The sequence below is a fragment of the Paludisphaera rhizosphaerae genome, assembly GCF_011065895.1.
In the GTDB taxonomy this organism is placed as follows: Bacteria; Planctomycetota; Planctomycetia; order Isosphaerales; family Isosphaeraceae; genus Paludisphaera; species Paludisphaera rhizosphaerae.
Map to the genome: position 1 here is coordinate 83,797 of NZ_JAALCR010000004.1, position 18,306 is coordinate 102,102.

Sequence of the window (18,306 nt, forward strand, 5' to 3'; positions counted from 1 at the left end):
GAGACACATCCGCTCCGCTGCCCCGACCGACTTTCCCGGAGTCCTTCATGGATCGGATCTTGCGTCGTCGCGACGCCCTTCGGGCCGAGCTGGCTTCCCAGGACGTCGCCGCCCTGCTGGTCGTCGACCCTTCCAACGTCGCCTACCTGACCGGCTTCACCGGCGATTCCTCCTACCTCCTCGTCGGCCGCGACGGCCGCGACATGGTCCTCTCGGACGGCCGATTCACGACCCAACTGGAACAGGAATGCCCCGGCCTGGAAGCCTACATCCGGCCCAACGTCCAACCGATGACCAAGGCGGTCGCCGAGATCGCCGAGAAGCTCCGGCTCCCCTCGCTCGGATTCGAGGCCTCCCACCTCAGCGTCGCGGATTTCGAGGCCGTCAAAGGCGAACTCAAGTCGACGAGCCTTGCCCCGACGACCGGCCTGGTCGAAAAGCTCCGGCAGATCAAGGACAATGAGGAAGTCGGCCTGATCCGCGAGGCCGTCGCCATCGCCCAGGACGCCTTTTTAAGACTCAAAAGGGAATTGAAAGCCGGAGAGACGGAGAAGGAGGCGGCCGACCGCCTGGAAGCCCACATGCGAGCCCTGGGGGCGACGGGGACGAGTTTTCCGTCGATCGTCGCGGTGGGGGTGCGGGCCGCCCTTCCTCATGCGCGGCCGACTTCGGAGACCCGAATCGGCGACGACGATTTCGTCCTGATCGACTGGGGGGCCTGCGGCCGATCCTATAAGAGCGACTTGACGCGGGTGGTTGTAACCGGTAACGTCACACCGAAATTCGAAGAGGTCTATGGGGTCGTTCTTGAGGCTCAGAAACGGGCCGTCCAGGCGATCCGCCCCGGTGTCAAGGCCCAGGACGTGGACGCCGAAGCCCGCTCGTACATCGAGCAAGCGGGGTTCGGCCGTTTTTTTGACCATGGCCTGGGCCACGGGATCGGCATGGACGTCCACGAGGGGCCCCGCCTCCGCCGGGAGTCGCCGACGATCCTGGAGCCCGGGATGGTCGTGACCGTCGAGCCCGGCATCTATCTGCCCGAGTGGGGCGGCGTCCGGATCGAGGACGACGTCCTGGTGACGCCGGACGGCCGCGAGGTTCTGTCGAGTCTCCCCAAGGAACTCGACTCCGTGCGGGCTTGACGCCGTCCGCCGCGACGAATCGGGCGAGACCGGAAGTTCGGGCCGTCCCGTAGTCGGGAATGAGCGACCCGCGCCGCCAAGAAGGTGGACGGCGGCGATCCGAGACCAAGAGGAGTGGAGCGAAGGTATGGCCGAGCAGGGTCCCGAGGTGAGAAGCGGCGAGCCGCTGGATGTTAAGAAAGTCCACCATCTCGTCAAGCTGATGAAGAAGTACGACCTGAGCGAGGTGGAAATCACCGACGGCCCGTACAGCGTCCACCTGCGGCGTCGGGGCGCCGAGACGGTCGCGCCCGCCGGCCTCCCCGCCTATCCGGCCGCCTACGCCCCGGCTCCGGCTCCCGTCGCCCCGCCGGCCGCTCCGACGACCGCCGCCCCTTCCGAACCGGCCGCTGGGCCGAAGACCATCGTCATCGAGAGCCCGATGGTGGGCACGTATTACTCGTCGGCCTCGCCCGACGCCCCGCCGTTCGTCTCGGTCGGCTCGGTCATCCAGTCCGCGACGACCCTCTGCATCATCGAGGCCATGAAGGTCTTCACCGACATCCCCGCCGGCGTCTCGGGGACGATCGCCGAGATCCTCGTGAAGAACGGGCAGCCGGTCGAGTTCGGCCAGCCCATGTTCCGCGTCGTCCCCGCCTGATCAGCCCGTCCCGTCGACCGAGGTGGTGAAGTCCGATGTTCCAGAGGATACTGGTCGCCAATCGGGGCGAGATCGCGCTGCGGGTCATCCGGGCGTGCAAGGAGCTGGGGGTCGAGGTCGTCGCGGTTTATTCCCAGGCCGACCGCGACGCCCCCTACCTGGAGCTGGCCGACCGCGCCATCTGCATCGGCAAGGCGGCATCGGTGGACAGCTACCTGAACATCCCCCGGCTGATCGCCGCGGCCGAAGTCGCCGACGTCCAGGCGATCCACCCCGGCTACGGGTTCCTCAGCGAGAACCCCCAGTTCGCCGAGATCTGCCGAAGCTGCAACTTCGAGTTCATCGGCCCGCCGCATGAGGCGATCCGCAAGATGGGCCTGAAGACCGAGGCCAAGGTGATCGCCTCCCAGGCGAAGGTCGCCAGCGTGCCTGGCTCCGACGGCGCCATCGACTCCGAGGCCGAGGCGATCCGCGTCGCCAAGTCGATCGGCTTCCCGGTGCTGATCAAGGCCGCGGCCGGCGGCGGCGGCAAGGGGATGCGCGTCTGCCGCGACGAGGCGTCGCTGCCGAGCTCGATCCAGGCCGCCCGCAACGAGGCCCAGGCCGCGTTCAAGAACCCGTCGATCTACCTGGAGAAGTACATCGACCGCCCCCGGCACGTCGAGGTCCAGATCCTCGCCGACCTGCACGGCAACGTCGTCCACTGCTGGGACCGCGACTGCTCCCTCCAGCGCCGGCATCAGAAGCTCGTCGAGGAGGCCTCCGCCGCCCTGCCGATGGAGGTCCGCGAGAAGCTCGGCGAGGCCGCCGTCCGGCTGGCGAAGGCCGTCGGCTACACCAACGCCGGCACCTGCGAGTTCCTCGTCGACTCCGAGAACAACTTCTACTTCATCGAGGTCAACGCCCGGATCCAGGTCGAGCACCCGGTCTCCGAGGAGATCACCGGCATCGACCTGGTCCAGCAGCAGATCCGGATCGCCGCCGGCGAGCCTCTCCCCTTCCGCCAGGAAGACGTGAAGTCGGAAGGCCACGCGATCGAGGTCCGGATCAACTCCGAGGACCCTGACCACGACTTCCGCCCCTCCGCCGGCCGGATCACCGCGCTGACGGTCCCCGGAGGCCCCGGCGTCCGCTGGGATTCCCACGTCCGCGCCGGCTATTCGGTCCCGCCGAATTACGACTCGCTCGTCGGCAAGCTGATCGTCCACGCCCCTTCCCGCGCCGAGGCCATCGGCCGGATGCGCCGGGCGCTCGACGAGCTGGTCATCGAGGGGGTCAAGACGACCATCCCGCTGCACCAGCGGATCTTCCGTCACAAAGACTTCATCGACGGCAACGTCGACACCACCTGGGTCGAGCGCGTTCTGATGCCGCCGAAGGCCAAGGCGCCGGCCGGCTCCTGAGTTTCGAGCTTGACGGAACGGCGTCGGCGGCCGAAAAAGGGGCCGCCGTCTCCGGACGGTCGTGATCGGAACCGCCCTCGTCGTGCGCCGAGGTGACATGGATGTCGAGTCTCGCGAACATCGCCGGCCGGCTGATGCAGATCCATCGCAGCCTGGCCGAGCCGCCGACCCCTGTTCCCCTGAACGTCGATCGGGTCCCGAGGATCGAGACCCGGTTCGACTACGGCCATCCGGGAGCCCGGCCCCGGCTGGCCCGTCGTGCTTCGAGAACCTTGTGGGCCCCTCCCCCGGCCGCCGCCGCCCGCTGGCCGTCCCTGGAAGCTTCGATGCTTCTCGAGGACGCCGTGACGCGGTTCAAAACCCGGAACGCCTCGCCGTTCCCCGAAGTCGCCAGAGTTGACGGACGGATCCCGGCCGCGGATCAAGGACCGCTTCCGGAAGTCGCCGAGGTCGTCGAAGAGGCGTCGCTTCCCGAGCCCGTCGAGGAACTGACGCTCCCGCCCAGCCTCGTCGCGCCGCCCGACCTCGCGGACGCCGAGGCGATCGAGCCGGCGTCCCTGGAGGAAGTCTCGGACCTGCCGACGATCGAGCCGGAGCCGAGGCTCGTCGATCCCGAGGCCGTCGCGGCCTGGATCCTCATCCACCTCGGCGAGCTTCTCAGCCGAATCCCCCCCTCGCCGACAGGCTCCGAACCAACCTCGCGCCGCGAGCCTGAGGAAACGGTCCGCGAGGAGCCACCGGCCCCAATCAGGCTCTTCCTCCCCCCGACGCCTCCCGAGCCGGTGCGCTTCCATCGTCCCGAGCCCTTGGCGCCGCTCGCCGAATCGTCGTTGGACCGATTCCTCCTCTTCCCAGGCATTCCCGAGGAGCTCCGGAATCGAGACCTCCCCGGCGTGCCGGCGGAGTTGCTCTTCCGGGCCGCGCCCCAGCCTGCCCCGGTCGCGCCGGTGCAACCGCCGGTCAACGAGGTTCTGGAGACGCCGAAAGCCGTCTCGCCCTTCCTCAACCCTCTGGATTGGCTGCTCATCCCCGACGTCGATCGGCCGAAGGCCAATCTGCCGGGTCGCCACCCTCTGGATTGCTTCTTCACCCTCCCGCTGCCTCCCGACGAACCGTCGGCCCTGCTGCTCGATGCGTTCGTTGAACCCGAGTTCGAAGAGCTCCTTGCGGCGCCCCAACTCCTGCTCCCGATCGTTCCGACCGAGATCGAGCCCGAGGTAGAGGCGATGCTCGGCGCGCCTCTGCATCGGCTGTTCTCGATTTCGCACGACACCGAGGAGGAGGAAGAAGAAATCGTCGATGAGGCCCCGCGCGAAATCCTTTCGCTGCCGGCGCCCCCCGATGCCGAGGAATTCGTCGACGAGGTTCCCCACTGGCTCATCGACGTCCCTGCCGAGCCGGAAGACGAGCCGAACGTCGACGAGCCCATGGACTGGCTCTTCTCCACTCACGCTGAGCCTTTCGTGATGCTCTATCGCGGCGAGCATTGGAGCAAAACGCCCTCTCGGCCGACGGACGACCAGATCCGCCGTCGCGCATACGAGCTATGGCAGGCGGCCGGCTCCCCGCCGAGCGACGGCCGCGAGTTCTGGATCGCGGCGCTCCGGGATCTGGGACTCGCTTCCTGAGCGTCGGACACTCTCGGTCGGCGAACTCGCTGCTGGCGATGGTCCGCAGCGCGCGTTAGGCTCCGCTGTCGGCGTCCTGGACGTTCGATCGCAGCGGAGCCCTCCCCATGACACCCCGCTTTCCGCGTTGGTCCCCGGCGTTCCTCCTCTTCCTGGTCGCGGCGAGCCTGGCGAACGCCCAGACGCCCGGCGATGAGCCCTGGCTGAAACCCTACGAAGGACCGACCCGCACCGACGTCGACGCCACGACGCTCGACGGGAAGGTCCTTTGCGGCTACCAGGGATGGCACAACACTCCCTGCGACGGTGCGGGGTTCGGATTCACGCACTGGGGCGAACGCCTGGGACAACCCAACGCCCGGCTGGTCGTCGACCTCTGGCCCGACGTCTCCGAGTACGCCCCCGAAGACCTCTGCGACGTCCCCGGCCTGACGATGCCCGACGGCTCCCCCGCCAAGGTCTACAGCGCCTTCCGCAAGGGCCCCGTGCTCGTCCACACGCGCTGGATGCGAGAGTACGGGATCGACGGCGTCTTCCTCAGCCGGTTCATCGGCGAGGCCAGCAGCCCCAAGCGGTCGAAGCACGTCAATCAGGTCCTCGCCAACGTCCGCGAAGGCTGCCACCGCGAAGGTCGGGTCTGGGCGATGATGCTGGACCTCTCCGGCGGCCGCAACACCCAGCGCGTCAAGGACGATTGGACATTCCTCTGCGACAAGGTCAAGGTTCGGGAAGACTCCCGATACCTCCACCACCAGGGCAAGCCCGTCGTCCTCCTCTGGGGCCTGGGGTTCAAGGACCGGAACTGGACCGTCGAGCAGGCCAGGGAACTCATCGACTTCTTCAAGAACGACCCGAAGTACGGCGGCGTCTACCTGATCGGCGGCGTCGACGCCAACTGGCGGACCCTGAAGGGAGACTCGCGCACCGAGCCCGAGTGGGCCGACGTCTACCGTTCCTTCGATGCGGTCAGCCCCTGGGACGCCGGCCGCTATCGCGACGACGCCTCGATGGACCGCGCCCGCCAACGCATCTGGGAGGGGGACGTCGCCGAGTTGAAGGCCGCCGGCAAAGGGTACATGCCCACGGCTTTCCCCGGCTTCTCCTGGGACAACCTCCAGCGCCTGCAACCCGGCCGCTCGCTGATCCCCCGGCGCAAGGGAGAATTCTACTGGCGGCAGTTCGCCACCTTCCGCGACTTGGGGATTAGGACGGTCTTCGTCGGCATGTTCGACGAGGTCGACGAGGGGACGGCGATCTACAAGCTGGCCGACCGAACCCCGGCGGGCCAACGATTCGCCTCCACCGAGGGCGTCCCGAACGACTGGTACCTGACGCTGACGGGCGCGGCGACGCGGATGATCCGGGGTGACGCCCCGTTGTCATGGACGATTCCCTCGCCTCCCGCCGCCCCAGCAGGCTCGGGCCGGTGACCCCGACGGTTTTCGCCTCGGTCTCGCTGGCCGCGGTCGCCCAGCCGTGTTAGCTTCAACAGTGTGAGGAGTCGACTCGGTGAGCGAGTCTGGGGTGACGACCCGTAGAGAGGGTGGACCCATGAAAGTCGGCCTGTTGACGGGTGGAGGCGACTGTCCCGGCTTGAACGCCGTGATCCGGGCCGTCACGCGCCGGGTGGCCGACGCGGGGGGCTCCTGCCTGGGGATCCAGGAAGGTTGGCGGGGACTGATCCGGGGGATGTTTCGGCCTCTGACCCCCGAGGACGTGGACCCGACCATCGGCATGGGAGGAACGATCCTCGGCTCCTCCCGCACGAACCCCTACAAGAGCCCGGACGCCGACGTCCCCAACCTTCGCCGCAACTTCGCGGAGGCCGGCCTCGACGCCCTCATCGTCGTCGGCGGCGATGACACGCTGGGCGTGGCGGCGCGCCTGATCAACGACTTCGAGCTGCCGATCGTCGGCGTCCCCAAGACGATCGACAACGACCTGGAACTGGCCGACTTCTCGTTCGGCTTCGACACGGCGGTCAACGTCGTCGTCGAATCCGTCGAACGGCTTCGCACCACGGCGGAAAGCCACCGTCGCGTGATGGTCGTCGAGACCATGGGTCGCTCGACTGGATGGCTCGCCTGCTTCGCCGGGATGGCGGTCGGGGCCGACTACATCCTCGTCCCCGAGGTCCCCATCGAAGTCCCCCACCTGATCGCCTCGCTCCGTCGCAAACGCGAGGCGGGGAAGAACCACGCGATCGTCCTCGTCGCCGAGGGCGCCCGCTACCCCGACGCCAGCCCCGCCGTCCTGGAATCCGACGCCTTCGGCCACCCCCGGCTGGGAGGCGTCGGCTCGCTGGTCGCCCACGCGATCGACCGCCAGCTTCGCGCCGAGACTCGCACGGTCGTTCTCGGCCACCTCCAACGCGGCGGCGCGCCGACGGTCCACGACCGCGTCCTCGCCACCCGCATGGGCCTCGCCGCCGCCGAACTCATCCTCCGACGCCGCTTCGGGACCGTCTTGACCCTCCGCGGCTCGCAGATCGCCGACGTCCCCCTCGAGTCCTCGGTCCTCGCCACCCGCTCCCTCGATCTGGCCTACTACCAGGACGCCGCCGCGTTCTTCTACTGAGACCGATCGAAGATTCTCGCAGGTCGCCGCTTGACGAGCCGCCGCCCAATCGATATCTAGACAGACAGTCTGTCTATGATTCTTCGGAGGTGTTCCGACATGGGCATCGATCAGGTGACGGACGGCGAGCTGGCCGTCCTGGAGGTGATCTGGAAGCGGGGCGACCCGACCAGTCGGGACATCGCCAGCGCGATCTACGACGACGTGAGCGACTCCAAGACAGCCACCGTGCAGAAGCTCCTGGAGCGGCTTGAGTCCAAGGGCTGCGTCCAACGCGACCGGAGCGAACGAGCGCATCGGTTCCGGGCGAAGATCAGCCGCGAGGACTTCCTGGAGAACCGCCTCCAGGCGCTGGCGGATCAGGTCTGCGAGGGCTCCCTCGCCCCCCTGGTGACGACCCTCCTGCGCTCGAAGGAGTTGACCCGACAAGACCTCGACGCGTTGCGCAAACTCGTCGACGACCTCTGGCCGTCGGGCGAGTGAGCCGCGATCGAACATCGCCTCTCCCCCCGGAGAGGGCAGCCGCGCAGCGGCGGGTGAGGGTCGTCGGATTTCAGATCGAGCGTCGCGGAGGGGCAATTGGTCTGACCCCTCGCGGGGGAAGACAGACCGCGCAGCGGTCAGATGAGGGGGACGACCGCCAAGGAGTTCTCAGTTGTTAGTTCCCAGTTCTCAGACGTGAGGGCTCACACTCCTCTCTGACGACTGATAACTGACAACTCCCAAGCGGCCACCTTCTTCCGCGAGGGGAGAAGGCCGTTATGGCTGAAGGGATGAGGAGTCCTCAGCCCTGCGGGAAATGGCGCCTGGACAACCCCTGCGGCCCAGAAGTAGGTCAGATCATCCGCTCCCCATCGCGAGGACATTTATGAACATGTTCTGGGCGATCATCCTGAGCAACGCGGTCGTCGCCGGCCTGATGGCGATCACCGCGGCGCTGATCGGCCGGCTCTGGAAAAACCCCGCGGCCGTCCATGTCCTGTGGCTGGCGGTCCTCGTCAAGCTCTTCACGCCCCCGCTGGCGACCCTCTCCTGGCCAGTCCAACCAGCGACCCCGCCGGCCGCGAGGATCGCGGATCAACAGCCCCTCGAGCAGGGATCGCCTCACCCTACGGCCGTGGGAGATGGAGACGAGTCGACCGTCGCTGGGCCCCCAGTCCCCAAGGTCACGATCCAGCCGGCCGACCTGAACCGACATCCGGCCGCGGCGACATCTTTCGTGAGAAAATGGCGCCCGACGACGGTCCTCAGCGCTCTCTGGCTCGCCGGCTCGGCCTGCCTGGCCCTGGCGTACAGCCTGCGGATCCGTCGCTTCGTAAGGCTCATGAGCGGCTTCGAGCCCGCCTCCGACGAGACGCAATTGCTGGTCTCGAAGTTGTCGACGCGGCTCGGCTTGCGACGTGTTCCCGAAGCACTGACGACCGAGCACACCTTGCCGCCGCTGGTCTGGTCGATGGGTGGTCGCCCGTGCCTCGTGCTGCCGAGCCGCCTGTTCGACGGGCTGGCGGAGGAGGCCCGCGCCTCGATCCTGCTCCATGAACTGGCACACGTCCGGCGTCGCGACTACCTGGTGCGGCTGCTGGAACTCGCCGCGACCGTTGGTTTCTGGTGGCATCCGGTCGTCTGGTGGTCGCGGCGAAGGCTCCGCGACCTGGAAGAAGAATGCTGCGACGCGATCGTCCTGGAAGCCTCCCCGAGCCAGGCGAAGACTTACGCGCTCGCCCTGCTGGAAACGCTCGACTTCCTCTCCCGGACGCCCCGCCTCGGCGTCCCGCTCCCGACCGCCGTCCATTCCACGGATTCGTTGACAAGGAGGATCCGCATGCTGGCCCAGCCCCGCCCCGCGAAGTTGCGTCCCCTTCCCGCAGCCCTCGTCTTCGGCCTCGTCACGTTGCCGCTGGCCGTCGCCTTCTCGGCCGAGCCTCCTCAGGCCCCTTCCCCGCAAACCTCACCCCAGGCTCAGAACGCTCCCCCCGCCGCGAAGCCGGCCGTGATCGTCGGTGAGGTCAAGAATCAGTCCGGCGAGCCGCTCGCCGATGCCCGAGTGCTGGCCGTCTACCCCTTCGTCGAACTTCGTACTCGGCCGCCTGCTCCGTCATCAAAACGGTACGAGGTTCGGACCGACGCCGATGGGAAATACCGGCTGGTGGTACCCGACCTCGACGTCGCAACGACGATCGCCGTCGACGTGCTGAAGCCAGGTTATCGCCGTTCCACCGGCATGCCGATGGGGCCAAGGATCGATGATCGCAGACTCAAGGTCGGGCCCGGGGAGGAGGTGAACGCCTCCTTCACCCTGGAACCATCGCTCTATTTCAAGGGTGTCGCCGTCGACGAGGCAGGCAAGCCTGTCGGGAACGCCACGGTCCACGCACAACTCCACTGGGACCGATCCGGCGGATGGGTGGAACGAACCATCACAGGCAATGACGGGTCCTTCGAGCTGTTCAATTATCCCGAGGATGCCTCGATTTTCGACGAGAAGCGCCGTCCAGCCGCGGCCGAGGTCCTGTTTACGCATCCCGACCACGTCGACGTCCGGACATCAAATCTCTACAACCTCTCTGAGAACGAACGAAAGTCGTTGCGCGTTGTGATGGCGAGAGGTTCGAGGCTCTCAGGGACGATCCTCGACTCGTCCGGAGCGCCTGTGCCCGGTGTCGTCGTCGGAGCCGAAGCCAATGGAGGAGGCCCGGGGGCCGCCTCCGGCTCGACACGTAAGTCAACCACCACCGACGCGACGGGAAAGTTCGTCCTGCGAGGGGTGGCGAGGAAAAGGAACACGATCCGGGTCCTCTCCACGGCGATCGGGCAGAAGACGATGGTTCGGAAAGACGTCGACGGAGACGAGGAGGGCATCGCGATCGACCTGAAGCCGATGGAGCTTCCCTCCACCTTCAAGTCCCACGAAGTCCTCGGCATGAAGCTCACCGAGATGACGCCCGAACTGAGGAAAGCCTACGAGATTTACACCGATAAGGGCGTCGTCGTCATGGATCCCGGGGCGGATTCCTACCGGTTCGGGATCGGCCGGCTGGCCAAGGGCTACACCTTCTGGATGGTGGGACGTACCCAGGTCGGCACTGTTCAGGAGTTCGTCAAGCAGTTGATCGCCGAGGCCGAGAGGGGGGGAAATACTCCGGCCCATGTTCGGGTCGTCTACTGCTTCGTGGGAGCCGAACAGGAAGGGACCAACACGCAGTATCTCAATCTGACCCCAGCCGACGTCGATCAACTGAAGGCCGCTCTGAAGGTCATCGAATGAATCGATGGGCGCCGGGGCCACTCCGGACGTTACATCGGGCAAGGATTCCCAGATTGCGGCGGTCGAGGCTGTTGTGGCCGCCTCGATCCTCAGCCCAGAGCGGTAACTATCGACGAACAGCAATTCAGGTTAGGGGGTAGATTCTCAGTGGAGACAGTCGAAACGCGGGTTCTTTGACATCTTGCCTGGATTGCCGCGTTGGGGCGTTCGGAGGCGGAAAACCGCGCGAACGAAGCCGACGCAGGGCTGCTGTGAGGCCGTCGCGGATCGCATGCCCACGCTTGCGTGGGCATGGCGCCCGACGGGCTTTTCCGGGTCGGAATCAATGCGACGGCCTCGCTTTTTCACCGAACGAAGCCGCCATCGGCGCTCAACGCAAACTTCGATTCCATCGACTGTTGCGTCCAACGCCGGGGCTCCTGTCCAGAGCGATCGAACCCAACGTCGAAGCCGATGGCGAGAGCGATCGAAGGCGGACGGATCGAGCGAGGAAGGCTCGATCGATTCGCTTGAGACCACCGCGGCGTGAGGCGGGAACGCGCGAAAAGCGCGCGAACGAACCCGAGTGGGAGACGCTCGACTCGGCCGACTTCGGGTTCGTCAGGTTGTCGCGGTCGATCCGTCGGTGGCGAGCTTTCGGGCGGGTTGAATGGGATGGGGGACGGGGCGATAATGAGGAGATCGAGATTCGTCCCAACGCGCTGAGGCGTCGTCGGACGGGTCCACCCTCCTCCGGCATCCCCCCTGCACCGCAAGCGAATAGGTGAAGCGATCATGGCGCGTCGGCGAGTTGGACTCTGGCTCGTGGGAGCCTTCGGTGGGGTTGGGACGACGATGACCGTTGGCCTGGCGGCGATGGCGAGGGGCCTTTCGGACCAGACCGGGCTCACGACCGACCTGCCGGCCTTCCGCGACCTCCCGCTCCCGGCCCCGGGCGACTTCGTCGTCGGCGGCCACGAGATCCGCGAGACGACGTTCGACGCCTCGGCCGAGGAGTTCCGCGCCGCGTCGGGAGTCTTCGACGCTGAATGGCTCCGCGCCTGCCGCGAGGAACTGGCGGCGGCCTCGGCCCGCGTCCGTCCCGCCCCCCGCTACGGCCTGAGCCCGACGGTCGCGAAGCTCGGCGACTGGAACGCCTCGGCCCCCGTCGGCACGGCCCGCCAGGCGATCGACCAGATCGCCGCCGATCTGGAAGCGTTCGTGAAGGCCGAGAAGGTCGACCACCTGATCGTCCTGAACGTCTCTAGCACCGAACCCCCGTTCCGCACGGCGACGGCTCACGAGACGATCGACGGTCTGGAAGCCGTTCTGGATCGCCCCGGCGATCCGGTCCTCCCCTCCAGCAGCCTGTACGCCCTGGCCGCGTTCCGAGGCGGCCACACCTACATCAACTTCACCCCCAGCCTGGGGGCCTCGTTCCCGGCCGCTCACGCGCTCGCGGAGAAGACGGGGGCCCTCTATGCGGGCAAGGACGGCAAGACCGGCGAAACGCTGATGAAGACCGTGCTGGCGCCGATGTTCGCCGCTCGGAATTTCAAGGTCATGAGTTGGGTCGGCCACAACATCTTCGGCAACCGTGACGGTGTGGTTTTGGACGACCCGACGAACAAGTCGTCCAAGGTCGAGACCAAGGACAAGGTCATCACGGAGATCCTGGGCTACAAGCCGGCCTCGGTCGTCTCGATCGAGTACGTCCCCGACATGGGCGACTGGAAGACGGCCTGGGACCACATCCACTTCAAGGGGTTCCTGGGCACGAAGATGGCCCTGCAGTTCACCTGGCAAGGCTGCGACAGCCTGCTCGCCGCCCCCCTCGGCGTCGACCTCGCCCGCCTTGCCGACCTGGAGAAGCGCCGGGGCGGCAAGGGCCTGATGAAGCACCTCTCCTGCTTCTTCAAGGGCCCTGAGGGAGACCCCGAGAACGACTTCTTCAAGCAGTTCGCCCACCTCGAAGCGTACGCCGCCAAGGCGAATGCCGAGTCCCGTTGAAGCTTAGCCCGCCGGCCCTCTTCGCCGGCCCGTGAACGGCCGGGAGGAGGGCCCATGAAGGGACTCGAGAAGTTCGAGCAGGATGGTTTCGCGATCGTCGACGAAGTCCTCACCGGCGAAGAGGTCGACCGCCTGATCACGGCGCTGGGGGCGGTCCGATCGGGATCTCGCCTGGAACGAGCGGGCGAGGTTTACGCGAGCCGGAACCTGCTGGCCGATCTGCCTGAGGTCCGGCGGATCGCTGAGGGCGAGGCGCTCCTGGGCCTCGCCCGCGCCGTCCTGGGCTCTGGGGCGTTCCCGGTTCGAGGCCTTCTCTTCGACAAGACGCCCACGGCCAACTGGGGCGTGCCCTGGCATCAGGATCTCACCATCGCCATCAAGCGACGCGTGAGCGCCCCTGGCTTCGGCCCCTGGACCGTCAAGGCAGGCGTACCGCACGTCCGGCCTCCGGCCGAGGTCCTGGAACGCATGGTCACGATCCGCCTCCACCTCGACGAGGCAGGGCCAGAGAACGGTCCTCTGCTCGTCGTTCCAGGCTCACACCAGCAAGGCCGACTCGACGTCCCCTCGAGTCAGGAATGGCTCGACAAGGCCGGGGTCCAGACGTGCCTGGTCCCTCGCGGCGGCGTGCTCATGATGCGGCCGCTGCTCCTCCACGCGTCGTCGCCCTCAAACGGTCCCGCCCACCGCCGCGTCATCCACCTCGAATACGCGACCGGAACCCTGCCGTTCGGCGTCGAATGGCACGAACAACCGCCCACCGTCAACCTCGACTAAACGCCCGACTGTTGATGAGACCATCGGCCGTCTCTCCAGGCGGCGGCCGAAGCGACTTGTCATCCGACTGCTCGAGCATGGGTGAGACGTTTCTTGAAACTCCATCTCACCAATGAAAAAAGGGCTTGCGACATCGATGTCGCAAGCCCTTTGCAAGTGCCGAAGAGAGGACTTGAACCTCCACGGGCATGGTTAGCCCACTAGGACCTGAACCTAGCGCGTCTGCCAATTCCGCCACTTCGGCTTTCAAGTTCATCGAGCGTGCGGTGTTAGTCGCACGTCGTCAGGTCGAGGGGTATTGTAGCACCCCCAGGGGGGCGCGTCGAGGGGGTCGCGGGGAACTCGGGTGAAATCATGAAGAATGGGGGGTGTGTACAGCGGCGAGCAGTGCCTTGACCTTCGCTGGGTCTTTGCGACCGGGAGATGATTCGACGCCGCTGGCGACGTCGACCATCCAGGGATTCACCACGGCGACCCGCTCGGCGACGTTCTCGGGTGTCAGGCCTCCGGCCAGCATCAGCCGACGAATCGGCGGCAGGTCGGCCAGGATCGACGCACCGATCGAGGCCCCGGTGCCGCCGAAAGCGGTCGGCGACCAGGCGTCGATCAGGATCGCGTCGGGCGAGCGGCCCAGGCGTTCGGTACGCTCGAGGTAGGTCGCCATCCCTCGGACCGACGACTCGTCGCGGAGGCGGAAGGCGCGGATCAGGAAGAAGTCGCCCAATGCGACGAGGTCCTCGGGAGGTTCGTCGCCGTGAAGTTGGATCCGCGTTAGCCCAAGCGTCCGGCAGATGGTCGCGACCTCCACGGGCGGACGGCCGACGAACAGGCCGACGGCGCAATCGGCGGGATCGCGATCGAAGGCGTGCAGCACCTCGCGGGCGCGATCGACCGAAACCGATCGCGGCGACTGCGGGTGGAAATTCAGGCCCAGCCAGTCGACCCCGGCCGCCAGGCAGGCGGACGCCTCGGCGGGGTCGATCAGGCCGCAGACCTTGATCCCGGGGCTCCCTCGGAAGACGGGTTCGGCGACGAGGGAGGCGGGCATGAACGGATGAACTCGGCGAAGATCAGACGGGGACGCCCAGCTTCTCGAGAGCGTCCTTGAACTTGTTCAGCGGGTTGACGCCAACCAGACGGTCGACTTCCTTACCCCCCTGGAAGACCAGGACGGTCGGGATCGCGGAGATCCGCAGGCTGCCCGGCGTGTCCGTGTTCTCGTCGGTGTTCATCTTACCGACCTTCACCTTGTCGCCGAACTCGTTAGCCAGCTTCTCGATCGTGGGGGCCAGCATCCGGCAAGGGCCGCACCAGGGCGCCCAAAAATCGACGATGACGGGAGTAGCGGAGTCCAGTACTTCCGACTTCCAGTTGGCGTCGGTAAACTCCTTCACGCTGTCGGCCATGATCTGATCCCTCGCTGCGATGCAACCGATTCGGAGAGCCTGGATTAAATTCTCTTAGCCGTTCAGGCAACGGCACTGAAACTTGGAGGCATTATAAGTTGCACCAGGCGCGAGTCAACCAACCGGAAGGGCCCGTTCCGGCCTCCAGCCCGTGGGACTTCCTGGACCCGAGAGCCTCCGGATGGCTGACGGTCCTCCTGTTGGCGGTTCCTCTGGCGATCGCTCTGAGGTTCGCCGGCGCGGGGCCGATCCTCCTCTTCGCGGCCTCGTGCGCAGCGATCATCCCGCTGGCCGGCTTGATGGGGAGGGCTACCGAGCAACTGGCTGAACGGCTGGGGCCGGGGATCGGCGGGTTGCTCAACGCGACCTTCGGCAACGCGGCCGAGTTGATCATCGCGCTGTTCGCCCTGTTCAACGGCCTGGACGAGGTGGTCAAGGCGTCGCTGACGGGGAGCATCATCGGCAACATCCTGCTGGTGTTGGGGGCGAGCCTGCTGGCCGGCGGCCTCAAGTACGACATCCAGCGCTTCAATCGGACGGCCGCCGGCGTGGGGGCCACGATGATGGTCCTGGCCGCGATCGGCATGCTCGTTCCCGCGATCTTTCACTCGCTCCCCGAGATCACCGCGGCCGACGCCACTCTGGAGCATGAGTTGAGCATCGGCGTATCGCTGGTCCTGCTTATGACTTACGCCGCGCACCTGGTCTTCAGCCTGCGGACCCACAAAGGACTGTTCAACCCAGAGCCGACCGACGAGGACGCCTGCCAGACCGAGCACGGACACGGCCCGGCCTGGAGCCCGAGGAAGGCGGTCGCCGTCCTGGTTGGAGCGACGCTCCTCGTAGCCTGGATGAGTGAGATCCTGGTCGGGGCGGTCGAAGGGGCGAGCCACGCTTTGGGGATGAACGGGGTGTTCGTCGGGGTGATCGTCGTGGCGATCATCGGGAACGCCGCCGAGCATTCGACGGCCGTTCTCATGGCGATGAAGAATCAGATGGATCTCGCCGTCGGGATCGCCATCGGGTCGTCGTTGCAGATCGCGCTCTTCGTGGCTCCAGTCCTGGTGCTTGCGAGCTACCTCCGCGCCGAGCCGATGGACCTCCTCTTCAGCAGTCTGGAGGTGCTGGCCGTCCTTCTGTCGGTCGCCGTAGCGCGAATGGTTGCCGAGGACGGCGAGTCGAACTGGCTTGAAGGTCTAATGCTGCTGGCGGTGTACGCGATTCTCGCCCTGACCTTCTTCTTCCTGCCGTCCCACCCGCATGTCCAGGAAGGACGCCATGCCACGCCGTCCTCCGCCGCTCCCAGCACCGACGACGGCCAGTTGATGGGTGGTGCGATCATCGGCCGTTGATCGGCCGGTCGACCTCCGTCGCGTCGTCTTCCTTATCCCCCGACGGAAGGCCAGCCCCCTCCGAAGAATCCGCTTCGCACCTGACGGTGTCGACCGCGTCGCGACATCCCATGCGGGATCTTTGATCGACTGGCGAGCGAGGAAGCCTCCATGCGAGGGAGGCGGTCATCTCCCGAAGCACCTCGCCGCCGCGAATTCCACGGGGCTGAGAATCCGGATCCGTCCCTCGTCGTGACGCGTATAATTTTTTCGAGAGTCCTTTGTGAGATTCGCGTTTGAGGCGACGAATCTTCTCACGAAGCAGTCGGTCGATCCACCGTGATCGATCCTTTGACTCGTTCCTGGGTCCGGTGCGAAAGGCGGCCCCAGGCTGTTTTGAGAGTGCGGTCTCATATCGTCACTTCGTGGTCGACCTGATTGTAGGTCGACGACGCGCGTTTACGTCGACACTCTGCGGTGCTGCGGGGCCACGATCATCGTGCTGGGCCCTGTCACGTCCGCATCCAAGCGTACATCTTGAGTTTTGTCGCGTCCCCTAAAGGGAGTCCATCATGCGCCGCCGGGGATTCACGCTGATCGAGTTGCTCGTGGTCATTGCCATCATCGCGGTTCTCATCGCCCTGTTGCTTCCCGCCGTTCAGGCGGCTCGCGAAGCCGCGCGCCGGGCTCAGTGCGTCAACAACATGAAGCAGCTCGGCCTGGGCCTGCACAATTACGAGAGCGCCCAGGGCTCGTTCCCGCCGGCCGAGTTCGTCCGGGTGAACTCGAACTGCTCGCCCTCGGCCCTGCTCATGATCCTGCCCAACATGGAACAATCGGCGTTGTACAACGCCTGCAATTTCTCGGCGACGTTCGCGACCGACGCGCCGTTCTGGAACAGCACCAGCTCCATGAATTCCACGGTGCAATTCACCGCCATCAACGTCTTCACCTGCCCGTCTGATTCATCGCGGATCACCTACGCCTACGGGACCAACAATTACCAGGCGGCGGCGGGGTCTGAGGCGGCCAGTTTCAAGAGCGCCAACGACCTCTTCTCGATCACAGTGGTTCCCAACTCGACCAACCTGGGCGTCTTCAATGGGATCGGCCAGGCCAACAAGATCAGCGCGATCACCGACGGCACGTCGAACACCGTCGGCTTCAGCGAGGTCATCCGAGGCATCGGCACCAGCGCCACGCTCGCCCTCGACCCGACCAACCCTAAAGGCTCGGTGATCGTGGGAACAACGGCCGCCTCGACGATTCCGCTCACCGACTACACGAACTGCAAGGCCCTGACGCCGACGACCTCGAACGTGGCCGGCGGCTTCCCGCTGGGCTCGACGTGGTGGTGGGGCCGCTCCGGCCAAACGCGGTTCTCGATGGTCATGCCCCCGAACTCCTACTCCTGCACGACGACCACTGGAACGAACACCGACAGCGACTACGGCTCGATCACGGCCACCAGCCGACACGCCGGCGGGGTGAACACCCTGATGATGGACGGCTCGGTCCGCTTCGTTAAGTCGAGCATCAGCAACGTCACCTGGTGGGCGCTGGGGACTCGGTCCGGCGGCGAGGTCGTCTCGGCCGACTCGTTCTGAGCCGCGGAAACGTGAGACGGCCGGCCGGCGTCGTCCCTGCCGCAAGGGAGGAACGCCGGCCGGCCTACGTCGCATATTCAAGATCGGTCGACTGCCGCTGCGAGCGGGGTCGGATCAGGAGTCGAAGAGCGATGAAGACGATGCGGGGATGGGCGGCGATCGCGTTGACGGCGAGCTTCGTCGGGGTCTGGGGGTGCGACAACGGCGCGCCTCCCGTCTCCACCTCGACCGAGGAGGCCCCGGTTCACGGGACGGTCAAGCTCCACGGCAAGCCGCTGGCGAGCGGGGAGGTCCAGTTCGACGGCAACAACGTCAGCCGCAAGGGCGTCGGCCTGCGATCGCTGAAGATCGTCGACGGCAAATACGAAGGCAAATCGCTCGTGGGCGGCAACCTCGTCTCGTTCCGCTCCGAGGCCTTCGCAAAGGACCGGGGCGCGGCCGGCGTCAGCAAAGAGGTTGACGTGAAGACTGGAGACAACACCTTCGACTTCGAGTTGCCCTGAGCCGCCGCCGATCCAGCGATCTCGCCTCCCGGCCGATT

15 protein-coding genes and 1 tRNA gene are annotated in these 18,306 nt (G+C 66.3%); 13 read left to right on the top strand and 3 right to left on the bottom strand.

Features of this window, described 5'->3' with window-relative positions:
* The first annotated feature begins 47 nt into the window (after nt 1-47).
* From G5C50_RS06465 to G5C50_RS06510, 10 genes are all read left to right on the top strand, one after another.
* Nucleotides 48-1,142: a M24 family metallopeptidase gene (locus G5C50_RS06465; protein WP_165066692.1), complete on the top strand. Its 1,095-nt coding sequence runs from the start codon at nt 48-50 to the stop codon at nt 1,140-1,142.
* A gap of 127 nt (nt 1,143-1,269) precedes the next feature.
* Entirely contained in the window at nt 1,270-1,782 is a 513-nt protein-coding gene (gene accB / locus G5C50_RS06470; protein ID WP_165066695.1) for an acetyl-CoA carboxylase biotin carboxyl carrier protein, read from the top strand.
* Between the two features lie 35 nt (nt 1,783-1,817).
* Entirely contained in the window at nt 1,818-3,185 is a 1,368-nt protein-coding gene (accC, locus tag G5C50_RS06475; protein ID WP_165066698.1) for an acetyl-CoA carboxylase biotin carboxylase subunit, read from the top strand.
* 101 nt (nt 3,186-3,286) lie between these two features.
* Nucleotides 3,287-4,813 carry a DUF2934 domain-containing protein gene (locus tag G5C50_RS06480; protein WP_165066701.1) on the top strand — a complete coding sequence of 509 codons (1,527 nt, stop codon included), beginning with the start codon at nt 3,287-3,289 and terminating at the stop codon, nt 4,811-4,813.
* A 107-nt stretch (nt 4,814-4,920) separates the two neighbouring features.
* Entirely contained in the window at nt 4,921-6,243 is a 1,323-nt protein-coding gene (locus G5C50_RS06485) for a glycoside hydrolase family 71/99-like protein (protein WP_165066704.1), read from the top strand.
* A 121-nt stretch (nt 6,244-6,364) separates the two neighbouring features.
* Nucleotides 6,365-7,390: a 6-phosphofructokinase gene (locus G5C50_RS06490; protein WP_165066707.1), complete on the top strand. Its 1,026-nt coding sequence runs from the start codon at nt 6,365-6,367 to the stop codon at nt 7,388-7,390.
* A 99-nt stretch (nt 7,391-7,489) separates the two neighbouring features.
* Nucleotides 7,490-7,873 (top strand): BlaI/MecI/CopY family transcriptional regulator, encoded by a 384-nt coding sequence (locus tag G5C50_RS06495; RefSeq protein ID WP_165066710.1) that lies wholly within the window; start codon nt 7,490-7,492, stop codon nt 7,871-7,873.
* Nucleotides 7,874-8,258: 385 nt separating this feature from the next.
* The gene (locus G5C50_RS06500) at nt 8,259-10,655 is read left to right on the top strand and encodes a M56 family metallopeptidase (RefSeq protein ID WP_165066712.1); all 2,397 of its coding nucleotides are present in this window, start codon (nt 8,259-8,261) and stop codon (nt 10,653-10,655) included.
* Between the two features lie 774 nt (nt 10,656-11,429).
* A complete protein-coding gene (locus G5C50_RS06505) occupies nt 11,430-12,644 on the top strand; it encodes an inositol-3-phosphate synthase (protein WP_165066715.1) in 1,215 nt (404 codons plus the stop codon).
* A gap of 54 nt (nt 12,645-12,698) precedes the next feature.
* The gene (locus G5C50_RS06510) at nt 12,699-13,421 is read left to right on the top strand and encodes a phytanoyl-CoA dioxygenase family protein (RefSeq protein ID WP_165066718.1); all 723 of its coding nucleotides are present in this window, start codon (nt 12,699-12,701) and stop codon (nt 13,419-13,421) included.
* A 157-nt stretch (nt 13,422-13,578) separates the two neighbouring features.
* Here G5C50_RS06510 and G5C50_RS06515 read toward each other — a convergent pair.
* The 3 genes from G5C50_RS06515 to trxA all read right to left on the bottom strand — a co-directional run bounded on the left by G5C50_RS06515 (nt 13,579) and on the right by trxA (nt 14,827).
* Nucleotides 13,579-13,665, bottom strand: a tRNA-Leu gene (locus G5C50_RS06515).
* 108 nt (nt 13,666-13,773) lie between these two features.
* Complete coding sequence (locus G5C50_RS06520; protein WP_165066721.1) at nt 13,774-14,469, bottom strand: phosphoribosylanthranilate isomerase; 696 nt, start codon at nt 14,467-14,469, stop codon at nt 13,774-13,776.
* 22 nt (nt 14,470-14,491) lie between these two features.
* Entirely contained in the window at nt 14,492-14,827 is a 336-nt protein-coding gene (gene trxA, locus G5C50_RS06525) for a thioredoxin (RefSeq protein ID WP_165066724.1), read from the bottom strand.
* 98 nt (nt 14,828-14,925) lie between these two features.
* Here trxA and cax point away from each other — a divergent pair, with 98 nt between their 5' ends.
* The 3 genes from cax (at nt 14,926) to G5C50_RS06540 (ending at nt 18,268) form a co-directional block, all read left to right on the top strand.
* Entirely contained in the window at nt 14,926-16,179 is a 1,254-nt protein-coding gene (cax, locus tag G5C50_RS06530; RefSeq protein WP_206107603.1) for a calcium/proton exchanger, read from the top strand.
* A gap of 551 nt (nt 16,180-16,730) precedes the next feature.
* On the top strand, nt 16,731-17,765 hold the full coding sequence (locus tag G5C50_RS06535; RefSeq protein WP_165066727.1) for a DUF1559 family PulG-like putative transporter: 1,035 nt from the start codon (nt 16,731-16,733) through the stop codon (nt 17,763-17,765).
* Between the two features lie 131 nt (nt 17,766-17,896).
* Complete coding sequence (locus G5C50_RS06540) at nt 17,897-18,268, top strand: hypothetical protein (protein ID WP_165066730.1); 372 nt, start codon at nt 17,897-17,899, stop codon at nt 18,266-18,268.
* The last annotated feature ends 38 nt before the right edge of the window (nt 18,269-18,306 follow it).